Source organism: Actinomadura sp. NPDC049382 (assembly GCF_040677125.1).
In the GTDB taxonomy this organism is placed as follows: Bacteria; Actinomycetota; Actinomycetes; order Streptosporangiales; family Streptosporangiaceae; genus Spirillospora; species Spirillospora geliboluensis.
In genome coordinates, this window is sequence record NZ_JBFARO010000042.1 from 41,301 (window position 1) to 65,992 (window position 24,692).

Here is a 24,692-nt window from a genome sequence, read left to right on the forward strand (position 1 = left end):
AGGAACCCCCATGTCGAACCCCTTCGAGGACCCGGACGGCACCTACCTCGTGCTCGTCAACGGCGAGGGCCAGCACTCGCTGTGGCCGTCCTTCGCCGACGTCCCCGCCGGCTGGACCGTGGCCAAGGACGCGGACACCCGGCAGGCGTGCCTCGACCACATCACCGAGAACTGGACGGACATGCGGCCGAAGAGCCTGATCGAGGCCATGGGTGAGTGAGGGGGGCTGGGGACCGCCCCCGGGCGCCGAGCTGGAGATCGCCGCGGTCACCGAGTGGACGATGGAGATGCGGGACGCGGCCGACCTGCGCCCCGCGCCGCTGCCCGGCGTCGAGATGACGTTCACCCTCGCCGCGCTGCCGTCCGCCGACGTCAACCGCGCCCTGTACGCGGCGGTCGGCGCCCGCGTGTGCTGGACGGACCGCTTCCCGTGGTCCTACGAGCGGTGGCTGTCCTGGGTCGAGCGCCCCGAGCTGTCCACCTGGATCGCGATGGCCGAGGGCACCGTCGCGGGCTTCTTCGAGATCGAGGCGCAGCCGGACGGGGACACCGAGATCCACCTGCTCGGCCTCACGCCCGCGTTCGTCGGCCGCGGCTACGGCGGCTACCTCGTGGAGCAGTGCACCCGCCGCGCCTGGCAGCGCGGCGAGCTGTGGGCGCCGGACGCGGGCCCCGCGTCGCGGGTGTGGCTGCGCACCAGCAGCCTCGACCACCCGAACGCGATCGCGAACTACCGGCGCCGGGGCTTTAAGGTGGCGGCGGAGACGACCGCGCCCAAGCTCGTGCCGGATCCGCGGGTCGCGCCGTGGCCGCTGCCCCACGACCCCCGGACGGCGTCCCGGCGGCACGAGGAGGAGGAGTTGATCACGTGACCTGGTTCCGCTGCGCCGAGACGCGGCCGTGGGCCTCGATGCGGCTGTTCTGCCTGCCGCACGCGGGCGGGTCGGCGGTGTTCTACCGGCCGTGGGCCAAGGAGATCAGCCCGGCCGTGGAGGTGCACGCCGTCCAGTACCCGGGCCGCGCCGACCGGATGGGGGACGCGCTCGTCACCGACGCGCACCAGCTCGCCCGGCTGATCGCCGGCGCGATGGCGCCGCTGATGGACCGTCCCGCCGCGCTGTTCGGGCACAGCATGGGCGCCGTCCTCGCCTACGAGGTGGCGCGGCTGCTGCAGGAGCGCGGCAGCGCCCCGGTGCACCTGTTCGCGTCCGGGACGCGGCCGCCGGACGACCGCGGCGGCGACCGCCGCGTCTCCGACCTCGACGACGACGGCGTGGTCGCCGAGATGGTCGAGCTGGGCGGCACCGACGCGGAGGCGTTGCGGGAGCCGGAGCTGCGCGAGCTCGTCCTGCCGTACGTGCGCAACGACTTCGCGCTGATCGAGGACTACGCGCACCGGGCGGGGACGCGGCTCACGGTCCCGATCACGGCGATCGTCGGGGACTCCGACGCGCACGTGTCGCCGGAGCAGGCGCGGGGCTGGGCGCGGGCCACCGACGGGCGGTTCGCGCTGAAGGTGCTGCCCGGCGGCCACTTCTACCTCGCCGATCAGCAGTCGGAGGTCATCGCCGAGGTGCTGCGCACCCTGGAGGTGCCCGCCGGCTGACCCCCGGCACGGCGGACGGGCCGCCCCCACGGAGTCCGGGTGGGGACGGCCCGCCCTTTCACGGTGCCGTCCGCTCGGGGAGCGGCGGCATCAGTAGACGCTCAGGCCGTAGCGGCTGAGCGGCTCGGTGACCGGCTGGAAGAAGGTCGTCCCGCCGGAGGAGCAGTTGCCGCTGCCGCCGGAGGTCAGGCCGAGCGCGGTGGACCCGGCGAACAGGGAGCCGCCGCTGTCGCCGGGCTCGGCGCACACGGTGGTCCGGATGAGGCCGCTGACGCTGCCCTCCTGGTAGTTCACCGTCTGGTTGAGCGCGGTGACCCGGCCGTTGTGCAGGCCGGTGGTGCTGCCGCTGCGGTACACGGTCTGCCCGACCGCGGCGTTCCCGGCGCTCGTGATGTCGCGAGTGCCGGACCCGTACAGGCTGACGCTGCCCTGCGTGTCGGTGGGCGTCGAGCTGTACTGCACGACCCCGTAGTCGTTGCCGGGGAAGCTGCTGGCCACGGTGCGGCCCAGCGTCCGGCCCGAGCTGTCGGTCCAGGTCGTGCCGATGTTGGTGCAGTGCCCGGCGGTCACGAAGTAGTACGTGCTGCCGGACCGGACGTTGAAGCCCAGCGAGCAGCGCGCGCCGCCGGTGTAGATGGCCTCGCCGCCGCGGGTGAACTTCTGGAACTTCCCGGCGACCCGCTCGGTGCGGACGGCCGCGCCCTGCTTGGCGGCGGCGGCCTTCACCTTGGTGAGCTTGGCGCCCGTGACCGTGCTGTCCATGCTGAGCACGACCTGGTTGGACGCCGGGTCGACGGCCCAGGCGGTGCCCGGGACGGTCGCCTCGCGCTTCAGCGCCGCCATGACCTTGTCGAGGTCGGCGCCGCTGCGCGACACGGTCTGCGGCACCGCGCCGGCGGCGCGGACCGCCTGCGCGGCCTGCGCGCCGGTGACCGTGACGACCAGCTGTCCGCCCTTGAGGTAGGAGCCGGCGGACTGGGAGCCGAGCTGGTGCGCGAGCGAGGTGGCCAGCGTGCCGGGCGCCGCGGGAGCTGCGGGCGCGGCGGGGCTGGCGGACGCGGCGGGAGCGGCCGCGAGGGTGGCGGCCACGAGACCGGCCGCGGCCGTGGTGACGGCGGCGGCGGCGACGCGCCTGTGACGGTTGTTCACTTGTGCCTCCAGCGGGGGGATTGGCGCACCCTTGTGGTGCGCCGGAGGTCTTGGACATGGTGTAAGACCGGCAAGGCGGACGAAAGACGCAGAAGGTGACTAATTACGACCGCGCGCGTTGTCACCCTGGGGGCGTGCGCGTGGTCAGTCGGGCCGCGTCCGCCCGCACCCCGGGAAACCGAACGCGATTATGTTTCGGGATGGGCCGGGCGGCCACTGGGCCTCCCCGGCGCGGCGTTCCGCACGTACAGTCGGGAGGACGGGGGATCGGGCCGACGACGCGGATCCCCCCGCCCCCCGGTTCCCCGGCACGGGAGTGCCCCATGGGTGTCGAGATCCGGGTGGAAGGGCTGCGGAAGTCGTTCGGGCGGCAGGTCATCTGGGAGGACGTGTCGCTCACGATCCCGGCGGGCGAGATCTCCGCGCTGCTCGGGCCGTCCGGCACCGGCAAGTCGGTGTTCCTGAAGAACCTCGTCGGGCTGCTGCGCCCCGACCGCGGCCACGTCTACGTCGGCGGCGGCGACGTCCCGCGGCTGCGCGAGCACGAGCTCTACGAGATGCGCCGCCAGTTCGGCGTGCTGTTCCAGGACGGCGCCCTGTTCGGCTCCATGAACATCTACGACAACATCGCCTTTCCGCTGCGCGAGCACACCAAGAAGGGCGAGTCGGAGATCCGGCGCATCGTGCTGGAGAAGATGGACATGGTGGGCCTCAGCGGGTCGGAGGACAAGCTGCCCGGCGAGATCTCCGGCGGGATGAAGAAGCGGGCCGGGCTCGCCCGCGCCCTCGTCCTGGACCCGCAGATCATCCTGGCCGACGAGCCGGACTCCGGCCTCGACCCCGTCCGCACCGCCTACCTCAACCAGCTGTTCGTCGACCTCAACACCGAGCTCGGCGCCACCTTCCTCATCGTCACCCACGACATCGGCACCGCCCGCGTCCTGCCGGACAACCTCGGCCTGCTGTTCCGCCGCGGCCTGGTCATGTTCGGGCCGCGTGAGATGGTGCTGTCGAGCACGCACCCGGCGGTGCACCAGTTCTTCAACGCGCGCCGCGAGGGCCCCATCGGGATGGCCGAGGAGCGGGACGCCGCCGACACCGCCGCCGAGCCGCGCACCCCGCCGATGCCCGCGCCGATCCAGCCGCAGCTCATGCCGAGCGACGGCCGGATGCGCCCCGCGATGCGGCGCCCCGGCGCGTGGCTGCGCGAGCACGGCATCACCCCGCCGCCCGGCTCGTTCGTCGACGAGCAGGGCCGCGACTGGCTCAACGACTGGGACGCCCTGGCGGCGCAGCGCCAGTGGCGCCCCTAGCGGGCGGGCCGCTCCGGGAAGGTCCTGAGGACGACCGGGCCGAGCAGGCCGGAGGTCCGCTGGCCCGCGAAGACGAAGTGGGTGGGGCTCGTGTCGTCGAGGTGGGGGGCGAGGGTGCCGTAGACGGTGACCTCGATCTCGTTGCGGCCGGCGCGCAGGGCGGGGCCGAGGTCGAAGGCGTACGGGGAGCAGATCCGCACGCCCGCCGGGCGCCCGTTCACCGCCACCTCGGCGGTGCCGCGGACGCGGCCGAGGTCGAGTTCGGCCGCGCCGGGAGCCGCCGGCAGGTCCAGGACGCGCCGGTAGCGGACGCCGCCGCTGTATCCGGCGAGCCCCGCGTCCTCCCAGTCGCCGAGCTCGATCGTGCCCGCGCCGGCGGTGAACGCGACCGGCCCCGCGAGCGCCGCGCCCCCGCGGTGCTCCGGACGGGTCCGCAGCCGCAGTTCGGCGGTCGCGGCCGGCCGCGCGCCGCCGGGGAGTTCGAGGTCGAAGCGCCCGGCGCCGTCGTGCGCGGCGGGGAGCGGGACGCCGTCGAGGAGGACGGCGGTGACCTCGGCCCGCGCGGTGAAGCGCATCCGCGCCGCACCCGGCGGCACCGCGAAGCGCAGCCGCTCGGCCCCGGGCGGGGCGCCGGGGTCGGCGAAGGCCGCGGGCAGGACGGCGCCGTCGCCCGGGGCGTCCTCCAGCCAGTGCGCGCCGGGCAGCGGGTGCGGGCGGCGCCGCAGGTGGAGGGCGGCAGGGTCGCCGGTCTGCGCCCGCCGGGGCACGACGGGCGCCGCGGCGTCGTCGCGGGTCGCGGTCCAGCCCGCGCCGGACACGACCGGGCCGTCCACCAGCACCGCCGCCGCGCTCGCGCCCTCGGTGAGGACGAGGGTGAGGCGGGCGCCGGGCGCGTCCGGCAGGTCGTAGCGGCCGACGCGGGGCGCCGCCTGTTCGGCGTAGGGGTCGAAACCGCCCTGCCGGCCGATCTCCGCCCCGTCGAGCAGCACGCGGCACGGGGACGCGGACGCCACCTGCAGGACGGACGGGCCGGTGCCGTCCGGCAGCCCGGCGGTGAAGGCGACGTGCGCGCCGGGGCGCGGGGCCCCGCCCGCGGTGATCCACTCGGGCCGGACGCAGCGCGCCGGGTCGGTCGCGACGGACACGTGCCCGCGCAGCCGCACGTCCTCGTCGGGGACCAGGCGGATCTCCAGCAGGTGCCCGCCCGGTGAGAGCGGCTCCCCGGCCACCGCGAGGTAGCCGCGGTCGTCGAGCGCGACCTCGGTTCCGTCCACCAGGAGCGTCTTGGCGGCGGCGAAGCCGAGAACGGGGAAGCCGCCGGGAGCGGGCACGGTCACGCGGGTGCGCAGAACCACCGCCTGACCGGCCGCGACGTCGCCGAAGTCGAGGAACTCCTCGGGCACGTGCCCCTTCGGGCCGAGCACCTGCCGGTGGACGGGGTCCTTGCGGATGCCGCAGGTGTCGGAGTAGACGACGGGCTGCCACTCGCCCCCGGCGGACCAGCGCCCGTGCGGGCCGAACGTCGCGTAGACCGGGGTCCACTCAAGGTCGTCGTCCGCCCGGTGCCAGAGCTGCCAGCGCTCCACCGGCGCCATCTCACCGGCGGGGCGGGCGAAGTCGCCCCAGGTGTTGTCGAGCGTCGGCACCAGTTCCAGGTCCCAGGTGGAGCCGAGGTCGAGTTCGGTCGCGGGGCGGCGCGGGACGGGCGCCGCCGCCTCCTCCGGACGGGCCGTGTCCATGCCGGAGCCCGTGCCGGGGAACACCAGCAGCGCGGCGGGGCCGTCGTCGAACGGCACGACGACCTCCGTGTCCGGGCCCGCCGTGGTCGCGGGCAGTTCCCGGGGCGGGCCGCCGAACGGGCTCACCAGGTACGCCGGGCCCGTCACACCGCGGACCCGGACCGGCATGTCGCGGTGGTAGCGGCCGGGGTCGAAGTCGTAGGTCACGTCCAGCCAGCCGAGGTCGATGCCGCGCTCGTCGGGGCGGCCGACCGACACGCGCGACGCCATCGACTCGGCCGCCGTCACGAACACCACCGTCGCGCCGTCCACCTCGCGGACCAGGGCCGGAACCGGCGCCTCGACCCGCCGCGCCGACTCCAGCACCGGGCCGAGCGCGGCGGCGTCCGGCACCGTCTCCAGGAGTCCGGCCAGCCGGGCGACGGCCTCGCCGGCGCCCGGGTCGCCGACGCCGTGCCGGGGCGGCGGGCCGACGGCCACCACCCGGCCGCCCGCCTCGATCAGCGCGACCAGCCGCCGGGCCGTCTCCCCTTCCAGGACAGTGCAGGCGGGAAGCAGGACCGTCCCGTAGGACTCGTCCGCGACGTTCAGCCGGCCGTCCGCGACCGCGGCGCGCTGGACGGAGCCGTCGTCGATGACGTCGGCGTCCACGCGGAGCCGGTCGAGGGCGCCGGGCACCATCTGGAACCACGCCATGTCGCCGGTCAGCGCCCGGTACGTCTCCTGGGCGAGGGCGGCGGAGGCGTCCACGCCGTCCAGCCGCGTGCCCGCCTGGGCGGTCGCGGTCGGGAACAGCACGGCCGTGTCGCAGACATGCCGACCGAGCGACAGGGCCGCGCACAGCCGCGCGACCGCGTCGGCGAAGACCCGGTGGTGCGGCCAGTAGGGCTGCCGCCAGTCGGTCGAGGGCGGCGCCCACTCCCACCAGCCCGCCTTGGTCGAGTAGTAGACCGCGTGCGGGTTGTAGAGGGTCGCGCCGGCGCGCAGCCACGGCAGCAGCCAGTCGAAGGTCTCCTCCAGCGTCCCGCCCCACCCGCTGGAGTGGAACGCCTCGATCCACACCCGGTCCCGGCCGTACAGGTGGGCCAAGGACGCGTGGATCCGGGCGTCGCCGTGGTGGTCGGAGCCGGGCGCGCCGAACCAGCGGTGGGTGCGGGCGTAGTCGGCGTACAGGCGCACGCCGTCCACCGGGTGACCGGCGCGGGCCGGGTCCTGCTGGTCGCAGCCGTGCAGCAGCCCGTGCCGCTCGTGCCATTCGGCCAGCGGCCGGAAGAACGCCTCCTCGGCCAGTTCCGCGCGGGTGAGGTGGTAGTCGCGGCGCACCTCGCCCGCCTCCGCGCCGCCCCCGTCCTTCCACAGGGCCGGCAGGTGCGGGGTCGGGTCGTAGCCGCGGCGGGCGGCGAACTCCGCCGCGAACCCCTCCGTCCAGGTCGGCAGCGCGGGCAGCTCGTCCTGGAAGGACCCGGCGATCACGCTGCCGAAGCGGTGCCCGAGCCGCCGCTCGAACTCGCCGTGGACGCGGTCGAGCAGCTCCGCGCACGCCGCCGCCGACAGGTAGTCGAAGCCGCGCGCCGACGTGCTCCCGTCCGGCTCCAGCCACTGCCCGGCGAACCCGGGGACGTCGCGCACCAGCCGCGCCTGGAGGTCGGCGCCGGAGAAGCCGAGCTGGTCGTAGAACCACAGCGACGTCCCGAGCCGGGCGGCGTCCTCGCACACCCCGTCGAGCAGCTCCCACCAGGCGTCGGTGAAGAACGCCGGGTCGTCGGCGTCGGAGCCGAACATCGGGCCGGACGGCGCCAGGTTGAGGATCACCAGGTTGTGCACGCCGCCCGCGGCGAAGCGCTCCAGCTGGTCGCGCAGCCGCCGCCGGTCGAGCCGCTCGCCGCTCCACCACCAGATGGGCGCGGGGGAGTACGCGCGGGGCGGCGCGTCCAGCACCGCCCGGAGCCGCTCCGGAATCACCGACTCATCCCTTCAGCCCGCTTGCGAAGCCCTTGATGACGTAGCGCTGCAGCACCAGGAACACCGCCAGGATCGGCAGCGAGGCCAGCACCAGCCCGGCGAACACGAGCCCGTTGTCCGAGACGTACTGGCCGACGAAGGAGAAGATCTTCACCGGGACCGTCTCGCGGGTCGAGCCGCCGAGGTACAGCAGCGGCGTGAAGAAGTCGTTCCAGATGAACACCGCGTTGAGGATCAGCACGGTGCCGGTGATCGGCCGCAGCAGCGGGAACACCACCCGGGTGAACGCCTTGACGTGGCCCGCGCCGTCGATCAGCGCGGCGTGCGCGTAGTCGGCCGGCAGCGCCCGGATGAACCCCGTGTAGAGGAAGATCGTGAAGGGCAGCTGGATCCCGGTGTAGAAGATGATCATCGCCGGGTAGGAGCCGAGCAGCCCGGCCCCGTCCACCAGCTTGAACAGCGGGATCATGCCGAGCTGGAACGGCAGCACGATGCCGAGCAGGAACAGCACGTACAGGCCGTAGCCCAGCCGGGACGCCTGCCGCGACAGGAAGTACGCGGCGAACGAGCCGATCGCGATCAGCGCAAGCAGGCTCACCACCGTGATCACCGTGCTGTTGAACAGCGCCGGGCCGAGCTCCGCGCGCGTCCAGGCCGCGGAGTAGTTGTCCAGCGCCGGGTCCGACGGCAGGGCCAGCGGCGACTCGGCGACCGCCCGCTGGTCCTTGAGCGACAGCGTGACGAGGGCGTACACGGGGAACAGGAAGGCGACGGCGACCGCGATCATCACCAGTTCCAGCCCGAACGTCCGCAGCCCGTACCGCACGTTCACGCGCTCACCTCCCGGCCCCTCAGGTAGTGGATCTGCACCATCGACACCGCCGCGACGAACAGCGCCAGCACCAGCGCGATCGAGGTGCTGTAGCCGTAGTTGCCGAAGACGAACGCCTGCTTGTACAGGACGGTCGACAGCGTCTCGCTGGCGTGCCCCGGCCCTCCGCTGGTGGCGGCGTAGACCTGGTCGAACAGCTTGAGGCCGCCGATCGTCGACAGCATCAGGTTGATCGTGACGGCGGGCGCCAGCATCGGCCACGTCACGTTCCGGAACCGCTGGAAGCGGCCGGCGCCGTCGATCATCGCGGCCTCGTGCAGCTCGGCGGGCACGCCCTCCAGCCCGGCCAGGAAGATCACCATGGAGTACCCGGCGAACTGCCAGATCACCATGCCCGCGACCGACCACAGCGCCAGCGACGGGTCGCCCAGCCAGTCCTGCCGCAGCGCGCCGAGGCCGACCGCGCCGAGGACGCCGTTCAGCCCCGCGCCGGGCGCCGGGTTGTAGATGTACTTCCACAGGAACGCGACCATCACCGGGCTGACCACGGCCGGGGCGAAGAACACCACGCGCAGCACGGTCCGCGACTTGATCTTGGCGTGCACGCCGAGCGCCAGCAGCAGCCCGATCCCGTTCTGGACGAACACGATCGCCACGGTCAGCAGCAGCGTGTTGACCAGGGAGCCGCGCGCGGCCTCGTCGCGGAACAGCCGGGTGAAGTTGTCCAGCCCGTTGAAGCCGCGCTCGCCGAGGCCGTTCCAGTCGGTGAAGGCGTACACGACGCCGCTGATGCTCGGGTAGAGCACCACCAGCGCGTAGACGGCGAGGGCGGGCGCCGCGAACCACCACGGCGGGGACAGGAAGCGGGCGCCCCGCCGCCGGCGGCGGCCCGGCGCGCCCGGCGGCGCGGCGGACTTCACCGGGGCGGGGCGAGTGGTCGAGGTCACGGGTCAGTTCTTCCGGTAGGTCTCGTCCAGCTTCTTCAGCGCCGCGTTCACCGACGTCTTGCCGCCCAGCAGCTCCTGGACCACCGCGAAGTGGGCGGGCTGGACCTCGGCGTTCGGCCACGCCTGGTCCATGAACGGCACGGCCTTGTTGCCGTCGATGAACGGCAGGAACGGCTCCAGCACCGGGTCGATCTTGGACGTGGAGTCACGGCTGAGCGGCACGCAGGCGACGGTCTCCGCCCACCGGTTCATGTTCCGCTGCTCGCCGAGGAACTCGATGAACGCCTTGGCGTCGTCCACGTTCTTGCCGCGCGCGCTGACCCCGAGGCCGACGACGACGCCCGCCGGGATCCACACCTGGCCCGCGTCGTCGGCCCCGGGCACCGGGAACATGCCGAGGTCGGCGGGGTCGGCGGCGGACTTGCGGAAGTCGGGCAGCACGGCCGACACCTGGATCGCCATCGCGGCCTTGCCGGTGGCGACCATCGCGGTCTGCTGCTCGAACGTCGTGCCGTTCGGGTTGTCGTTGAAGTACCCGCGCTTCTGCAGCTCCAGGTACATCTCGAAGGCGTCCGCCCAGCCCGAGCCGGCGAAGCTCGCCGACCCCGCCTGCATCTGCTCGTCGAACTTCGGGTTCTTGGCGTAGACCGTGGACGGGACGAGCGCGTAGGTGATCAGCTGGGTGACCCACTGGGTCTGCGCGCCCAGCGCGATCGGCACCTTGCCCTTCTTCTTGATCTTCTCGCAGACCTCCAGGAACCCCGACCACGTGGTGGGCGGCTCGACCCCGGCCTCCTGGAAGACCTTCTTGTTGTAGACGGCGCCGATGACGCTGGACCCGGCGGAGTAGATGTAGGTCTTGCCGCCGTTCTGGAACGCCGGCTTCAGCCCGGCCGGGATCCGCTTCGCCCACGCCTGGTCGCTCAGGTCGGCGAGCAGGCCCGCCTGGGAGATCTGCGCCATGCTCATCGCCGAGCCGTTGCCCGGGTACACCACGTGCACGTCGGGGGCGTTGCCCGCGCCGAGCTGCGTGCGCACCGAGGTCTGCACCTGGTCGGTGGGCGCGTAGGACGCGTTGAACTTGCTCTTGGTGTACTCCTTGATCAGCAGGTCGAGCGGCTTCTGCTGGTCGGCGACCCCGACCAGCCGCAGCGAACCGCCGCCGCCGCCCGAACCGGACGTCCCGCCGCAGGCCGCCAGCGCTCCCATGGCGGCGACGCCGCCGGTCAGCCCCAGGAAGCCGCGGCGGCTGAGCCCCGTAGACGATGTCATGAGTCCTCCTCGAATCGCGGCCCTGCGCCGCGATGGCTGTGCGCGGCCGGGGCCGCCGGTGTGAGCGCGGCCCCCGGATCCGGCGCGGTGAAGCGGTAGTCCCCCGAGGACACCCGGCAGCGGAGCGTTCCGTGCTCGGCGCCGAGGACGTCGATCCCGGCGGCGTCGGCCACCGGGACCCCGCTCTCGCGCACGCCGCCGGGATCGCCGGCGGGCACGTGCACGATCGCGGTGGCCCCCGGCGGCACGCCGACCTCCAGCCGCAGTTCGCCGTCCGCCCGCGACCACGCGGTCCGGACGGTGCCGCGCACCGACTCGTAGGCGGCGCGCGCCCAGTCCAGCCCGCCGGGCCGGGGGCGGACCAGCAGCTCGCGGTAGCCGGCGGAGCCGGCCGCCTGGCCCAGCCCGGCGACGCCCTGGTAGAGCCATTCGCCGATCGAGCCGAGCGCGTAGTGGTTGAAGGAGTTCATCGCCGCGGCCTGGAAGCCGCGCTCCTCGGTGTAGCCGTCCCAGCGCTCCCAGATCGTGGTCGCGCCGTGCCGCAGCGGGTGCAGCCAGGACGGCGGGTCGGTCCTGCGCAGCAGCGCGTGCGCGAGGTCGGGCCGCCCGCACTCGTCCAGCACCGGGGCGAGCAGCCCCACGCCGAGGAAGCCGGTGGTGGTGCCGGGCCCCGCCGCCTCGACCAGTTCGGCGAGCCGGTCGGCGGCGGGCCGGACGAGGCCGTCCGGCAGCAGCCCGAACGCCAGGGCGAGCAGGTAGCCGGTCTGGGTGTCGCCGGAGACCCGGCCGTCCGGCGCGACGAAGTGCTCGGCGAACGCCGTGCGGACGCGTGCCGCGAGCGCGCCGTACCGCTCCGCGGCGTCGCGCCGGCCGAGGACCTCGGCGGCGCGGGCGGTGAGGTCGGCGCTGCGGGCGAAGTAGGCGGTGGCGACGACCTCGCGCGGCGTCGGCTCGGGGGCGAGCCAGTCGGCGAAGTGCGGCCCGACGCGGTACCGCCACACCAGGTCGGGGTTGTGCCGGTGGACGTGGTCGACCCAGGCGCACATGGCGTCGAGGTTGCTCTCCAGGAAGCGCTCGTCCCCGTACACGCGGTACAGGTGCCAGGGGACGATCACCCCGGCGTCGCCCCAGCCGGGCGCGCCCTCGTCGGCGACGCCGGCGAGGCGCGGCGCCACGTTCGTGAACGCGCCGCCGGGCGACTGGGCGCCGCGGACCTCCCGCAGCCAGCCGTCGAAGAAGGCGGCGACGTCGGCGTTGAGGCAGGCGGTCGGCAGGAACACCTGCGCGTCGGCGAGCCAGCCGAGCCGCTCGTCGCGCTGCGGGCAGTCGGTGGGGACGCTGACGAAGTTGGAGCGCTGCCCCCAGCGGATGGCCCGGTAGAGGCGCTCGACGTCCGGGTCGGAGCAGGCGAACTCGCCCGTCCACGGGGTGTCGTTGTGCAGGACGACGCCGGTGATGTCGGCGGCGTCCAGCTCGGCGAGGCCCGTGACCTCCGCGTAGCGGAACCCGTGGTAGGTGAAGCGCGGCTCGAACACCGCCTCGGCGTCGTCGCCCGCGATGAGCACGTCCGTCGCGTCGGCGGTGCGCAGGTTGTCGGTGTAGAGGGCGCCGTCGCCGTCCAGGGCCTCGGCGTGCCGGACCACCACGCGCGCGCCCGGTGTCAGGCCACGGGCGCGCAGGCGGACGCGGCCGGCGAAGTTCTGGCCGAAGTCCACCAGGTGCCGGTCGCCGCCGGTGCGGGTGACGGTGCGGGCGGGCAGTTCCTCCACGGCGCGGACCGGCGGCGCCACCGACGCGGTGAGCAGGCCGTGGTCGGCGCCGGTGACCTGCGCGGGCCGCCAGCCGCCGGCGCCGCCGAACGCGGGCCGGTCCCAGCCGGGGGTCTCGCGGCGCAGGTCGTGGCACTCGCCCTTCAGCAGGTCGGCGTACCGGACGGGGGAGCGGCGGGTGAGCCAGTCCCCGCCGGTGGCGATGACCTCGTGGCGGCCGTCGGCGTGGTCGAGGTGCAGCTCCGCCAGCAGCTCCGGGAACGCTCCATAGTGGGCGCCGAGGCGGCGCGGGTCGAAGCCGACGAAGCCGCTCCACCAGCCGTCGGCGAGCGTGCAGGCGAGCACGTTCTCGCCGGCGGCGACGAGCGCGGTCACGTCGTGGACCTGGTAGTCGACGCGGTCGCGGTAGTCGGTCCAGCCGGGCGCGAGTTCGGCGTCGCCGGCGCGGCGGCCGTTCAGCCGCATCTCGTACAGGCCGCGGGCGGTGACGTACAGGCGCGCGCGGACGGGCGCGGCGTCGGCGTGGAACGCGCGCCGCAGCCGGATCGCGGGCTGCAGGCCGTGGTCGGCGAGGGCCAGCTCGCCCTCTTCGGGCGCGTCCACCACGTCGAGGTCGCCGGTGTCGTGGGTGATCCAGGACGCCCGCCACGCCGCGGGGCCGAGCAGCCCGGTCTCGAACCAGGAGGCCGCGGCGGCGGTCGCGCCGTCCCCGGCGGTGACGGCGACCTCCCAGCGGTAGCGGGTGCGGGGGCGCAGCGGCGCGCCCGCGTAGCGGACGGACACCGCGTCCGGGTCGGCGACCTCGCCGGTGTCCCAGACCTGCGTCCCGGCCTCGGCCTCGGGGGCGCCGGTGGGGACGGCCCAGACGCGCACCCGGTACCGGGCCTGCGCGTCGCCGCGCCGGGGGGAGGAGAGCCGCCACGCCAGCAGCGGGGCGGGCTCGTCGATGCCCAGCGGCTCGGTCAGGTGCGCGCAGCGAAGGCCGTAGGGCGCCAGTGCCGCGGTGCGGTCGCCGCTCATGCCTCCGCCTCCGTTCGTTTCGTTGTCATGCGGTTTTAACACTTATCGATGTGAGATGGAGCGTAGAGATACCGAGATTGGGTGTCAAGATGTCAGGTAGATCACATTGGCGCATCCCGGTGTTTCCGGCATCTGCCACGGTCACACCGCCTGCGACAGGGGATGTTCAGGCAGGTGCGCCCGCGCGTGAGCGCGGTAGATCAGGGTGCGATAACAACGTGAACGAGTGTTATAAACCGGCGCGCCAGCGCTCGCGGGCGGTCTCCACGCGCGCCAGGTAGTCCCGGTACTCCGCGTCGTGGAAGGCGGCCCGCGCCGCGTCCGGGTCGCGCACCGACGCGGGGCGCGTCCACGCCGCCGCGTCCAGCCCGTGGCCGCCCGCGAGCACCGCGCCCCGGGCCCCGGCCTCCTCGGCGGCGACCCGCAGCGGGCGGCCGAGGACGTCGGCGAACAGCTCCAGCCAGCGCGCGCTGCGGGTGCCGCCGCCCGCCACCGAGAGGGCGCCGCGCAGCCCGGCGGCGTCCAGGCAGTGCCGCGCCGCGTAGGCGATGCCCTCGCAGGTCGCCCGCACCAGGTCGGCGGTGGTGGTCTCCAGGCTCACGCCGGTGATCTCCGCCCGCGCCGCCGGCTCGACGAACGGCGCGCGCTCCCCCGAGGGGGAGAAGAACGGCAGCACCCGCACGCCGCGCGCCCCCGGGGGCGAGGCGGCCAGCAGCGCGTCCAGGTCGCGGTGGGACGCGCCCACCCGCGCCAGCACCCATTCCAGCGCCGCCGTGCCGACCATCGCGGGCATGCCGCGCAGCCACCGGTCCGGGTGCCCGGTGGCGAAGTGGAACCCGGTCGGCGGCCCGTCCAGCGCGGGCTCGTCCACGACGGCCAGGCAGGCCAGCGTCGTCCCGATGATCAGCAGCCCGTCGCCGGGCTCGGTCACCCCCGCCCCGAGGGCGCAGGCGGGCACGTCGAAGGGGCCGGACGTGACCGGCGTGCCGGCCGGCAGCGGGACCCCGTCGAGGGGGACGCCCCGCGGCAGCGGCGCGGCGACCGGCGCGAGCAGGTCCGCCCGGTGCGACAGCCCGCAGGCCGCGAGGGCGCCGGGATCGTAGTCGCGCCTGCGGGGATCGAGGAACGGCACCGAGGCGTCGCTCGCGTCGGTGGCGCGCACCCCGGTGAGCCGCTGGAACACGACGTCCTTGCAGTAGGCCGCGGTCGCGGCGGCGTCGAGCGCGGCGGGCTCGTGCCGGTCCAGCCAGGCGAGCAGCGGCGCCGGGCAGCCGGGGAACAGCGCGTTGCCGGTGCGCGCGAAGACCTCCGCCGCGACGCCGCTCGCCGTCCACTCGGTGACGATCGCGGCGGCGCGGCCGTCCATCCAGGAGATCGCGGGGCGGACGGGCCGGGCCCGCCCGTCGACCAGCCACACGCCGTCGCCCTGGCCGGTCACGCCGGCGGTCCGCGGCCGCCGGCGCGCGGTGAGCGCGCCGAGCACCTCCAGGGCGGCCGCGACGACCTCCTCGGTGTCCTGCTCGACCCGGGCGTCGCCGCGCAGCGTGCGGGCCGGGCGCGACTCGACGGCCAGGGCGCGGCCGTCCTCGTCGAACGCCGCGGCCTTCACCACGGACGTGCCGACGTCGATCCCGACGTACATCGTCGACCTCCTCGTCTGCTCGGAGCGGGGACCGCTCCCCGGCGGGGCCGGGTCAGCCCGGGTTGAGGCAGTGCGCCAGCGGTTCGCCCCGGTGCAGGCGGCCGACCTCGGCGGCGACGATGCGGGCCGCCCGCTCGGCCACCGCGCGGGACGCGCCGCCCAGGTGCGGGGTCATCACGACGCCCGGCAGCCCGAACAGGCGCGAGCCGGCGGGCGGGGGCTCGACGGCGAAGGTGTCCAGGCCGGCGCCCATCAGGTGGCCCGACTCCAGCGCGTCGCACAGCGCGTCCTCGTCCACCAGCGGGCCCCGGGCGCAGTTCACCAGCACCGAGCCGGGCGGCATCAGCGCCAGCTCGCGGGCGCCGATCATGCCGCGGTTCTCCGGCGTGAGACGCGCGTGCAGGGAGACGACGCGGGAGCGGCGCAGCAGGTCGTCCAGACTCGCGGCGAAGCCGCTCCGGGGGGTGTGGGGTGTCGGCCCCCCTCGGGGAACGCCGCTCATGTCGGCGCCGCCCGGCAGGTACGGGTCGTAGATCTGGACGTCGGCGCCGAAGCCCTCCAGGATGCGGGCCACCCGGCCGCCGACGGCGCCGCCGCCGACCAGCCCGACGGGCGTCCCCTCCAGCTCCAGGCCGGTCGCCTCGTAGGTGTAGTAGCGCCCGCCCCACTCGCGGCGTCCCGCCAGCGCGGCGTGGGTCTCGGGGATGCGGCGCAGCACGGAGAGCATCAGCCCGACGGTGTACTCGGCGGTCGCGGTCGCGTTGCGGCCCGGCGCGTAGCAGACCCGCACGCCGTGCGCGGTCGCCGCCTCCAGGTCGACGTTGACGGGCCCGCCCCGCGCGACGGCCACGAGGCGCAGGCCGGGGGCGTTGCCGAGGACCTTGGCGGTGACGGGGGCCATCTGGGTGACGCACGCCTCCATGCCGGCCAGCGCGCCGATCATGGTGTCCTCGTCGCCGGACGCCTCGTCCACCTCGGCCACCGGGCCGAACGGCACCTCCGGCCACGGCAGTTCCAGCCGGCGGACCTCGGCGGCCCCGCCGAGCTCGGCGTCCAGCGCGCCGGCCAGCAGGTCCGGCAGGACGAAGCGGTCTCCCGCGGCAAGGACTCTCATCGCGTCACTCTCATGGGGGGCGTCTCCCGTCGGGGGTCTCGGGCGTGCGGGCACGGGGCCCGGGCGGTCAGGTGGCGGCCACCTCGTAGGCGACCTTGTGCTCGTCCAGGTCGCGCAGGACCTCGCCGCTCGCGCCGTCGTCGACGATGACGCGCTCGAACGCCGACAGCGGCGCCACCCGGTGCAGCGCGACGCGGCCGAGCTTGGAGTGGTCGACGAGCAGCACGTTGCGCGCGGCGGCGTCGAGCATGGCCCGCTTGACCGACACGATGTGCTGCTCCTGGTGGTAGGCGAACCCGCCGGAGACGGCGGAGGTCGACACGAAGCACAGGTCGACGTGGAGCGAGGTCACGGCGTCCACGCAGGGGACGCCGAGGAAGGAGTCGTGCAGCGAGTCGTACTCCCCGCCGAGCGCCATCAGCCGGATGCCGCGCTCGCGGGCCAGCAGGTTGGTGGTCTCCAGGAAGTTGGTGACCACCGTCAGCGGGGTGATGCCGCCCAGGCGGCGGGCCAGCGCCAGGGTGGTGGTGGAGTCGTCGAGCATCACCGCCATGCCGGGCTCCACCAGTTCGGCGGCCTTGGCGGCGATGGCGTCCTTGGCGGGCCGCATCGACTTCATGCGGTAGGCGACGTTGCTCTCGAACACGCCGGAGGGCTGCGCGGTGACGCCGCCCCGGTACTTGCGGACGATGCCCTGCCGCTCCAGGTCGTCGAGGTCGCGGTGGATCGTCATGAGGCTCACGCCGAACCGCTCGGCCAGGTCCCCGGCGGTGACCGAGCCCGCGGACAGCACATGGTCGGCGATGGCCTGGCGGCGCGCGTCCGGCCCGCGCCGGCCGCTGATCTCCTTCGTCATGCTGCGATCCTCTCGCGGCCGCCCGCCGGGGACCGGCGATCCGCCACCCGCACGGGCGATATCAACGTCCGTGATCTTAACAACCATCACCTCAGGTCGATCGAGCTTGTCGCACCGGAACCCGCCACGTCAACCCCGTCTCGGTGTCCCCGTAGCCCCATTGGAGCGATAACAAGGGGTTGTTACGATGCTCTGGCGCTATAAGTTAACATCCCAGAACGATAAAACTAGGGGGAGTGCTGTGCGAACTGGCGCGTCCGGACCGGTGTGGGTCGGCGTGGACGTCGGAACCCAGGGGGTGCGGGCGCTCGCCGTCACCGCCGACGGCCGGGTGGCGGGCCGCGGGTCGGCCCCCCTCGCCGGGCGGCGCGACGGCGCGCGGCACGAGCAGCGGCCCGCCGACTGGTGGACGGCCGTCACCCTCGCCCTCCGGGAGGCGCTGCGCGACCGGCCCCCGGAGGCGGTGCGGGGCGTGGCGGTGTGCTCCACCTCCGGCACCGTGCTCCTCACCGACCGGGACGGGCGGCCGCTGACCGGCGGGCTCATGTACGACGACGCGCGGGCGTCCGCCGAGGCCCGCCGCGCGCAGGAGGCGGGCGCCGAGCTGTGGGAGCGGCTCGGGCACCGCATCCAGCCGTCCTGGGCGCTGGCGAAGGTGCTCTGGCTGGCGCGCACGCGGCCCAGCGGCCTCGCCGGCGCCCGCCTCGCCCACCAGGCCGACCTGGTCACCTCCCGGCTGGTCGGGGCGCCGGTCGCCACCGACTCCAGCCACGCGCTCAAGACCGGCTACGACCTCCTCGGCGAGCGGTGGCCGCGCGACCTGCACGACCGGCTCGGGCTGCCCGCCGCCCTGTTCCCCGAGGTCGTCCGGCCCGGGACGGTGCTCGGCGAGGTCGGGGCGCGGGCCGCCGCGGAGACCGGGCTGGCGGCGGGCACGCCGGTGGTCGCGGGCATGACCGACGGGTGCGCCGCGCAGCTCGGCTCGGGCGCGCTTCAGGTCGGCCGGTGGAACTCGGTGCTCGGCACGACCCTGGTCCTCAAGGGCGTGTCGGACGCGCCCGTCCGCGACCCGGCCGGGGTCATGTACAGCCACCGCGCGCCGGACGGGGCCTGGCTGCCCGGCGGCGCGTCCAGCGTGGGCGGCGGCGTCCTCGCGGGCGTCGCGGACCTGCCCCGGCTGGACGCCCTGGCCGCCCGCCACGAACCGTCGAGCGCGGTCGCCTACCCGCTGGTATCACCCGGCGAGCGGTTCCCGTTCCTCGCGCCGCAGGCGGAGGGCTTCATGCTCGGCACGCCCCGCGACGAGGGCGACCGGCACGCGGCCCTCCTCCAGGGCGTCGCGCTGGTCGAGCGGCTGGCGCTGGCCTACGTGCGCGGGCTCGGCGCCGCCGTCGAGGGGCCGGTGACCTTCACCGGCGGTGCGGTGCGCAGCGACTACTGGAGCCGGCTCCGCGCGGACGTCCTCGGCCGCCCGGCCCGGATCCCCGAGCACGCCGACGCCGCGCTCGGCATGGCGGTCCTCGCCGCCTACGGCACCGAGCCGGGGCGCTCGCCGGCCGAGGTCGCCGAGTCGATGGTGCGGATCCGCACGGTCGTCGAGCCGCGCCCCGGCATGGCCGAGCGCTTCGCCGTCCCGTTCCGGCGGCTCGTCGACGAACTGGAGCGCCGCGGCTGGCTACCCTCCGAGGCGGCCGCCCACGCACGGGAGCACGGGTAGCGGACATGGGGCAGAGCATGGGGGAGAAGAGCGTGAGCACCACCTTGTACGTCGTCCGGCACGGCGAGACCGAGTGGCACGCGGAGAACCGGTACGCGGGCGTCAGCGACGTCGGGCTCACCGAGACGGGCCGGGAGCAGGCCGAGCGGCTCGGCCGGTGGGCGGCCGGAGCCGGCGTGGACGTCGTGTGGGCCTCGCCGCTGCGCCGGGCGCGGGCGACGGCGGCCCCGGCGGCGGCCGCCCTCGGGCGGACGCTCGCGATAGACGGCGACCTGGCCGAGGTGGACTTCGGCGCCGCCGAGGGCCGCACCCTGGCCGAGCTGGCGCCGGCGGAGGTGGCTGCCTTCCGCGCCGACCCGGTGCGCGGGGCGTTCCCGGGAGCCGAGGACCCGCGCAAGGCCGTCGAGCGCGGGACGGCGGTGCTGCGCCGCATCGCCGCCCGGCACTCGGGCGAGCGGGTCCTCGTGGTCACCCACAACACGCTGCTGCGGCTGACGCTGTGCGGGCTGCTCGGCATCGCGCCGTCCGCGTACCGCACGGTGTTCCCGCAGGTCCGCAACTGCGCGGTGACCGAGCTGCGGGTGACCGGCGGCACCGCGGCCCTCATGGCCTACAACGTGCCCACCGGGTAGCCACGCCGGGTCGGGAACGGGAAGATGGTCCGGTGACGCTCCTTTTGACCCGTTCGGACCTCGAAGCGCTGCTCGACCCCGCCGCGTGCCTCGACGCGCTGCGCCGCGGCTTCACCGCCGCCTCGGACGGGACGCCCGCGCACCGGACGGTCGCGAAGCTGCCGGGCCAGGGCACCGCGACGGCGCTGCTGCCGGGCCTGGTCCAGGACATCCCCGCCTACACGGTGAAGGTCAACGCCAAGTTCCCCGGCAGCCGTCCCGCGCTGCGCGGCGTCGTCTGCCTGCACGACCTCGGCACGGGCGAGCTGCTGGCGCAGCTGGACTCGGCCACCGTGACCGCGTGGCGCACCGGCCTCGCCGCCGCGCTCGGCACCCACGCGCTGGCCCGCCCGGACGCCGGCGCCGTCGCGGTCATCGGCGCGGGGGCGCAGTCCGAGCTGGTCATGCGCGGCCTGGCGGAGCTGCGGGAGGTGAGCGGCCTCACCGTGTGCGACCTGGACGCCGGCCGCGCCGCCGCCTTCGCCGAGCGGCACGGCGCCCGGCTCGGCGTGCCGGCGGGCGTCGCCGCCGACCCGCGCGACGCCGTCCGGGACGCCGGGATCGTCGTCATGGCGACCTGGGCGCGCCGCCCCCTCCTGCACGCCGCCGACGTGGCGCGCGGCACCCACCTCACCTCGCTCGGCGCGGACGAGCCGGGCAAGGCCGAGCTGGGCGCCGACCTGCTGGAGGGCGCCCGGGTGGTCGTCGACGACGTCCCGCTCGCGGTCGAGATGGGCGTGCTCGCCGGCGCGGGCCTCGACGTCAAGCACGCCGCCGGGACGCTCCGCGACCTGCTGCGCGGCGAGGTGCCCGGCCGGGTGAGGCGCGGCGAGGTCACCGTGTACGCGCCGGTCGGGCTGCCCTGGCAGGACCTCGCGCTGAGCTGGTCGGCCTACCGCGCGGCCCGCGCCGCCGGCGCCGGCGTGGAGTTCGACTTCCTCCACTGATCAGGTGTGCGCCGGAGATTTCGCGGAATAGACCACCGTGGAATGCTCTATCCGCTTCTATCCGGTTCTTTACAATGACGCCATGAATAGTGTTGACTCCACTCGGTTAGAACCTGGCCGCCTTCCGTCAAGGTGACTCGATGGAACCTCTTTTTCGCGCTGTCCGTATACCCCGATTACCCGCGCGGCCCCCTCCGCGCACGGCGACTTCGAATGGCGTTCAGTAATGACGTTTTCCAGGGCCACTGTGGGTGGCTGGCCAATGGAGACGAAAATGATTCGGATTCTTCTCGCCGAGGGGGCACCCCTCCTCCGCGGCGGGCTGGTCGCGATGTTCGAAGGGGTGAGGGACCTCGACGTCGTCGCCGCGATCGGCTGCGGCGACCAGGTCCTGCGCACCGCGCGCAGTCAGCGGCCCGACGTCGCCCTCATCGACGTCGGGCTCCCCGGACTGGACGGCTTCACCGCGGCCCGCGCGCTCCGCGAGGCCGTCCCCGAATGCAGCACCGTCCTGCTGGCCGGCCGCCGCCGCACCGGCGACCTGCGGCGCACGGTGGCGGCGCGCGCGTCCGGCCTGGTGCTGAAGAGCACCTCGCCCGGCGACCTGGTGGACGCGATCCGGCGGGCGGCGGGAGGCGCCCGCGTCATCGACCCCGACATGGCCTTCACCGAACTGGGCTCCGCGCAGAGCCCGCTCACCGAGCGCGAGATCGAGGTGCTCGCGCTCGCCTCACGCGGCGCCTCCGCCGCGCAGATCGCCGAGGACCTCGTCCTGACGATCGGCACCGTCCGCAACCACCTGTCCCGCATCAACCGCAAGATCGGCGCCCAGAACCGGGTGCAGGCCATCCGGATCGCCGAGGAGGCCGGATGGCTGTGAGCCCGCCTCCCACCGCCCGATGAGGTCCCGGTAGAGCGGGCACACGGCGGGCAGGTCGGCGTGCCGGCCGAGGTACGGGCGGGTCCCGTCCAGGACGAGGACGCGGCGCGCGCGCACGGCGGAACTGATCCGATGGGCGATCACGATCAGTGTGCCGCCGCGCCGCGCGAACGCCTCCTCCGCCCGTGCCTCGGCGGCGGCGTCCAGCCGGGAGGCGGCCTCGTCCAGGATGACGAGCGGCTGCGGCGCGAGGTAGGCCCGGCACAGCGCGACGAGCTGCCGGTCCGCCTCCGCCAGCGCGCCCGGCTCCAGCCGCGCGCCGAGGCCGCCGAGGTCCCGGACGAGCCCCGCGGCGCCGAGCGCGTCCACCGCCCGTCCGACCTCCTCCGGCCCGGCCTCCGGCGCGTAGTAGGCGAGGTTGTCGTGCAGGGTGCCGCTGAACACGTACGCCTCCTGCGGGATCAGCACCCGCCCGGCCGGATCGCCCGCCGGCCGCCCCGCCACGAGCACCTCGCCCTCGCCGGGCACGGCGAGGCCCGCGATCAGCGCCGCCAGCGTCGACTTCCCGATCCCGCTCGGCCCCACCACCGCCAGGTGGTCGCCCTGCGGCACGACCAGGTCGAGGCCCTCGATCACCGGCCGCGCGCCGGGCCCGTAGGCGAACGTCACCCCGCGCAGCTCCACCGCGGGCGCCCTGGCGACGGCCGGGGCGCGCGGCGGCTCCACCGCCTCGGGCGCGCTCGTCTCCAGGATGCGCCCGAGCGTCACCGCCAGCCGCAGCCCGCTGCCGCCCATGCCCTGCACGAGCGTCCGCAGCGCGGGCTGGAGCCCGTGCAGGACGTACGTCAGCGCGCCGATGACCGTCCCCGGCGTGGCCCCGCGCCGCATCAGCCACGGCGCCGCCGCCAGGACGAGCAGCAGCGGCAGCCATCCGCTCACCGCCAGGGACACCGCCCGCAGCGCCGCGAACCGCGCCACCGCGCGCCCGGCCGCCGCCTGCGCCTCCACCGCCGCGCCGAGCTCCGCCTCCAGCGCCTCCTCGCCGCCGCACGCCACGGCGTCCCGCAGCCCCTCGGCCAGCGCCGCCGTCCGCTCGGCGATGTCCTCCTCGCCGACCACGAGCGCCCGCTGCCGGACGGCCGCCGCCCCGAACAGCGCCCCGAACAGGACCAGCCCCAGCACCAGCGGCGGCAGCACCAGGAGCACCACCTCCGGCATCATCGCCAGCAGCCCGAGCAGCGCCGCGCCCGCCGAGAACACGAACCCGCGCGCCACGACGAGCAGCCCGCCGAACGTGTCCCGGACGATCTCCACCTGGTGCGTGAGCCGCGCCACCGCCCCGGTGTCGGGCCGCCCTCGCAGCGAGCGGTGCAGCGCCCCGGCCGTGACGCGCCGCACTAGGTCGTCCCGGAACGGCTCCACGATCGCCGCCAGCGCCGGGTACAGCCGCCGGCTCCCGACCGCGCCCGCGCAGGCTGCCGCCGCCAGCATGCCGAGCCACGCCAGGGCGTCGCGGGTCCGGCCCGTCCGGAACGCGTCGACCGCCTGCCCGACGGCCAGCCCGAACAGCGCCGTCGGCGCCACCTCGACCACCGACCACGCGCAGGCCCGCGCCACCGCCCGCCGCCGCGCCCGGAGCACCTCCCCGACCGTCCTCCACAGGACCCGCGCCGCCTTCCGCCCGCCGTTCACCGCGACTCCTCGGGGGCGGTGAAGACGGCGCGGTAGTCGGGGTCGCGCCAGAGGTCGGCGTGCGGGGCCAGGGCGCGGAGGCGGCCGTCGTCCAGCCAGGCGACCAGGTCGGCGCGGGCGGCGGTGGACGCGCGCTGCGCGATGATCAGGCGGGTGCGGCCGGCGAAGCGGGTCAGGACGGCGTCGGTGATCTCCATCTCGGTGACGGTGTCGAGGCTGGAGGTGGCGTCGTCCAGGACGAGGACGCGGCCCGCGTGCGCGAACGCGCGGGCGAGGCCCATGCGCTGCAGCTCGCCGCCCGACATCGGCGCGTCCGCGAGGGGCGTGGCGTAGCCGGCGGGCAGGCGGCGGATGAAGCCGTCGGCGCGCGCGGCCCGCGCGGACTCGCGCAGCCACGCGTCCGGCGGGCGGGACGGGCCGAACGCGAGCGCGTCCCCGACCGTCGCGCCGAACAGCGCGGGCCGGGCGAACGCGTAGCCGATCTCGCGCCGCAGCGCGGCCCGGCTGAGGCGGGGGAGCGGCACGCCGTCCAGCAGGACCTCGCCCCGGTCGGGGTCGGCGAGGCGCCCGGCGAGCGCGGCGAGGCCGGAGCCGGCGCGGCCGACGACGGCCACGGCCCGGCCGCCGGGGACGGTGAGGTCGAGGCCGTCCAGCGCGCCGCGCGCGGTGACGCCGCGGAACTCCAGGCGGCCGGGGCCGGGCGGCGCGCACTCCGGGCCGTGCGCGGGCGCGGGCAGCGCCAGGATCTCGGCGGCGCGGCGTGCGCCGGCGCGGGCGCGGGCGAGCCGCAGCACCTGGGTGAGGACGGGCCCGAACCCGGCGGCGAGCCCCGCGTACTGGACGGCCGCGACCAGCTCGCCCGGCGTGATGCGGCCCGCCGCCAGTTCCGCGCCGGCGGCGCCGACCGCCGCGATCTGGAGCAGCAGCAGCGCCAGCAGGCCCCGCGCGGCGACCCCGCCCTGGACGCGCCACATCGTCTCGCCCTCGGCGCGGAGCCGGGGAAGGGGGGCCAGGATGCGCGCCGCCTCCCGCCCGGCGGTGCCGGCGGCGGCGATGGTGCGGGCGCCGCCGAGCGCCTCGGCGAGGCGGCCCGCGATCGTGCCCTGCACGGCCAGGTAGCGGGTCGCGGACGCGGTGATGTCGCGGACGAACGCCCGCATCAGCAGCGCCACCGCGGGCAGCGCGGCCCCGACCGCCGCCGCGAGGCGCCAGTCGATGAGGGCGAGCGCGGCGAGCGCGCCGGCGGCGGGCAGCAGCCCGGCGGCGGCCTCGGGCGCGGCGGCGGGCGCGACCCCCGCCTCGGCGGCGCCGCCGACCGCCCGTCCCGCCACGTCGCCCGGCGGGACGCGCAGCGCCGGCCCGACGGCGAGCAGGTGCCGGACGAGGGCGTGCCGGATCCAGGCCGTCGCGCGGGCTGCGGCACTGCCGGCCGCCAGCTCCGACAGCACCTCGGCGGCGGCGGACACCGCGACGAGCGCGTCGTTGATGGCCTTGACGCCCTCGCGGACCTGCGACATCAGCCGCTCGTCCGGGCCGCGGACGGCGGCGACGATGCAGAACTCGG

At 75.5% G+C, this 24,692-nt stretch carries 18 protein-coding genes and 1 pseudogene; 8 read left to right on the forward strand and 11 right to left on the reverse strand.

Translation table 11 applies throughout. The annotated features are described in order from the left end of the window. Positions 1–10 precede the first annotated feature (10 nt). The 3 genes from AB0K34_RS24125 to AB0K34_RS24135 are packed head-to-tail and all read left to right on the forward strand — an operon-like array spanning position 11 to position 1,606. A complete protein-coding gene (locus AB0K34_RS24125) occupies positions 11–220 on the forward strand; it encodes an MbtH family protein (RefSeq protein WP_138635693.1) in 210 nt (69 codons plus the stop codon). Further along, on the forward strand, positions 213–872 hold the full coding sequence (locus AB0K34_RS24130; RefSeq protein WP_364550960.1) for a GNAT family N-acetyltransferase: 660 nt from the start codon (positions 213–215) through the stop codon (positions 870–872). The genes AB0K34_RS24125 and AB0K34_RS24130 overlap by 8 nt, the downstream gene beginning before the upstream one ends. Next, positions 869–1,606, forward strand: coding sequence for an alpha/beta fold hydrolase (locus AB0K34_RS24135; RefSeq protein WP_364550962.1), 738 nt, complete (start codon positions 869–871; stop codon positions 1,604–1,606). The genes AB0K34_RS24130 and AB0K34_RS24135 overlap by 4 nt, the downstream gene beginning before the upstream one ends. Before the next feature lie 90 nt (positions 1,607–1,696). Here the strand turns inward: AB0K34_RS24135 and AB0K34_RS24140 are convergent, their stop codons facing one another. Continuing rightward, complete coding sequence (locus tag AB0K34_RS24140) at positions 1,697–2,755, reverse strand: S1 family peptidase (RefSeq protein WP_171068920.1); 1,059 nt, start codon at positions 2,753–2,755, stop codon at positions 1,697–1,699. Positions 2,756–3,078: 323 nt separating this feature from the next. On the opposite strand from AB0K34_RS24140, the gene AB0K34_RS24145 reads away from it, so the two are divergent. After that, positions 3,079–4,068: an ABC transporter ATP-binding protein gene (locus AB0K34_RS24145; RefSeq protein ID WP_138635695.1), complete on the forward strand. Its 990-nt coding sequence runs from the start codon at positions 3,079–3,081 to the stop codon at positions 4,066–4,068. Here the strand turns inward: AB0K34_RS24145 and AB0K34_RS24150 are convergent. From AB0K34_RS24150 to AB0K34_RS24185, 8 genes are all read right to left on the reverse strand, one after another. Beyond that, positions 4,065–7,769, reverse strand: coding sequence for a glycosyl hydrolase (locus AB0K34_RS24150; RefSeq protein ID WP_301175271.1), 3,705 nt, complete (start codon positions 7,767–7,769; stop codon positions 4,065–4,067). The two genes, AB0K34_RS24145 and AB0K34_RS24150, sit on opposite strands and share 4 nt — an antisense overlap. 4 nt (positions 7,770–7,773) lie before the next feature. Then, entirely contained in the window at positions 7,774–8,601 is an 828-nt protein-coding gene (locus tag AB0K34_RS24155) for a carbohydrate ABC transporter permease (protein WP_240807377.1), read from the reverse strand. Next, a complete protein-coding gene (locus AB0K34_RS24160) occupies positions 8,598–9,548 on the reverse strand; it encodes a sugar ABC transporter permease (RefSeq protein ID WP_240807379.1) in 951 nt (316 codons plus the stop codon). The genes AB0K34_RS24155 and AB0K34_RS24160 overlap by 4 nt, the downstream gene beginning before the upstream one ends. Positions 9,549–9,551: 3 nt before the next feature. Continuing rightward, complete coding sequence (locus AB0K34_RS24165) at positions 9,552–10,820, reverse strand: extracellular solute-binding protein (RefSeq protein WP_301175272.1); 1,269 nt, start codon at positions 10,818–10,820, stop codon at positions 9,552–9,554. Beyond that, a complete protein-coding gene (locus tag AB0K34_RS24170) occupies positions 10,817–13,609 on the reverse strand; it encodes an alpha-L-rhamnosidase (RefSeq protein ID WP_301175273.1) in 2,793 nt (930 codons plus the stop codon). Before AB0K34_RS24170 ends, AB0K34_RS24165 begins: the two co-directional genes overlap by 4 nt. Before the next feature lie 229 nt (positions 13,610–13,838). Next, positions 13,839–15,251: an FGGY-family carbohydrate kinase gene (locus AB0K34_RS24175; RefSeq protein ID WP_301175274.1), complete on the reverse strand. Its 1,413-nt coding sequence runs from the start codon at positions 15,249–15,251 to the stop codon at positions 13,839–13,841. 52 nt (positions 15,252–15,303) lie between these two features. Continuing rightward, positions 15,304–16,365 (reverse strand): NAD(P)-dependent oxidoreductase, encoded by a 1,062-nt coding sequence (locus AB0K34_RS24180; protein WP_138635700.1) that lies wholly within the window; start codon positions 16,363–16,365, stop codon positions 15,304–15,306. A gap of 67 nt (positions 16,366–16,432) precedes the next feature. Next, positions 16,433–17,221, reverse strand: coding sequence for a DeoR/GlpR family DNA-binding transcription regulator (locus AB0K34_RS24185; protein ID WP_138635701.1), 789 nt, complete (start codon positions 17,219–17,221; stop codon positions 16,433–16,435). Between the two features lie 277 nt (positions 17,222–17,498). On the opposite strand from AB0K34_RS24185, the gene AB0K34_RS24190 reads away from it, so the two are divergent. The 4 genes and pseudogenes from AB0K34_RS24190 to AB0K34_RS24205 form a co-directional block, all read left to right on the forward strand. Beyond that, a complete protein-coding gene (locus AB0K34_RS24190; protein ID WP_301175275.1) occupies positions 17,499–18,938 on the forward strand; it encodes an FGGY family carbohydrate kinase in 1,440 nt (479 codons plus the stop codon). A gap of 32 nt (positions 18,939–18,970) precedes the next feature. Next, a complete protein-coding gene (locus tag AB0K34_RS24195; RefSeq protein ID WP_301175276.1) occupies positions 18,971–19,570 on the forward strand; it encodes a histidine phosphatase family protein in 600 nt (199 codons plus the stop codon). 32 nt (positions 19,571–19,602) lie between these two features. After that, the gene (locus tag AB0K34_RS24200) at positions 19,603–20,556 is read left to right on the forward strand and encodes an ornithine cyclodeaminase family protein (protein WP_364550968.1); all 954 of its coding nucleotides are present in this window, start codon (positions 19,603–19,605) and stop codon (positions 20,554–20,556) included. Between the two features lie 274 nt (positions 20,557–20,830). Continuing rightward, positions 20,831–21,355: pseudogene (locus AB0K34_RS24205) on the forward strand (response regulator transcription factor); the annotation flags it as partial. Here the strand turns inward: AB0K34_RS24205 and AB0K34_RS24210 are convergent. Together AB0K34_RS24210 and AB0K34_RS24215 are read right to left on the reverse strand one after the other, a co-directional pair. Next, a complete protein-coding gene (locus tag AB0K34_RS24210) occupies positions 21,287–23,128 on the reverse strand; it encodes an ABC transporter ATP-binding protein (protein ID WP_364550970.1) in 1,842 nt (613 codons plus the stop codon). The pseudogene AB0K34_RS24205 and the gene AB0K34_RS24210 sit on opposite strands and share 69 nt — an antisense overlap. Beyond that, positions 23,125–24,692: ABC transporter ATP-binding protein (locus AB0K34_RS24215; RefSeq protein WP_364550972.1), on the reverse strand; the 1,568-nt coding region annotated here is incomplete at its 5' end. The genes AB0K34_RS24210 and AB0K34_RS24215, both read right to left, overlap by 4 nt.

Excerpts from the sequence above, each read along its gene's own strand:
- AB0K34_RS24145 (WP_138635695.1), top strand. The coding sequence starts at position 3,079 with ATGGGTGTCGAGATCCGGGTGGAAGGGCTGCGGAAGTCGTTCGGGCGG.
- AB0K34_RS24185 (WP_138635701.1), bottom strand. The coding sequence starts at position 17,221 with ATGACGAAGGAGATCAGCGGCCGGCGCGGGCCGGACGCGCGCCGCCAG.
- AB0K34_RS24170 (WP_301175273.1), bottom strand. The coding sequence starts at position 13,609 with ATGAGCGGCGACCGCACCGCGGCACTGGCGCCCTACGGCCTTCGCTGC.
- AB0K34_RS24175 (WP_301175274.1), bottom strand. The coding sequence starts at position 15,251 with ATGTACGTCGGGATCGACGTCGGCACGTCCGTGGTGAAGGCCGCGGCG.
- AB0K34_RS24180 (WP_138635700.1), bottom strand. The coding sequence starts at position 16,365 with ATGAGAGTCCTTGCCGCGGGAGACCGCTTCGTCCTGCCGGACCTGCTG.
- AB0K34_RS24165 (WP_301175272.1), bottom strand. The coding sequence starts at position 10,820 with ATGACATCGTCTACGGGGCTCAGCCGCCGCGGCTTCCTGGGGCTGACC.
- AB0K34_RS24125 (WP_138635693.1), top strand. The coding sequence starts at position 11 with ATGTCGAACCCCTTCGAGGACCCGGACGGCACCTACCTCGTGCTCGTC.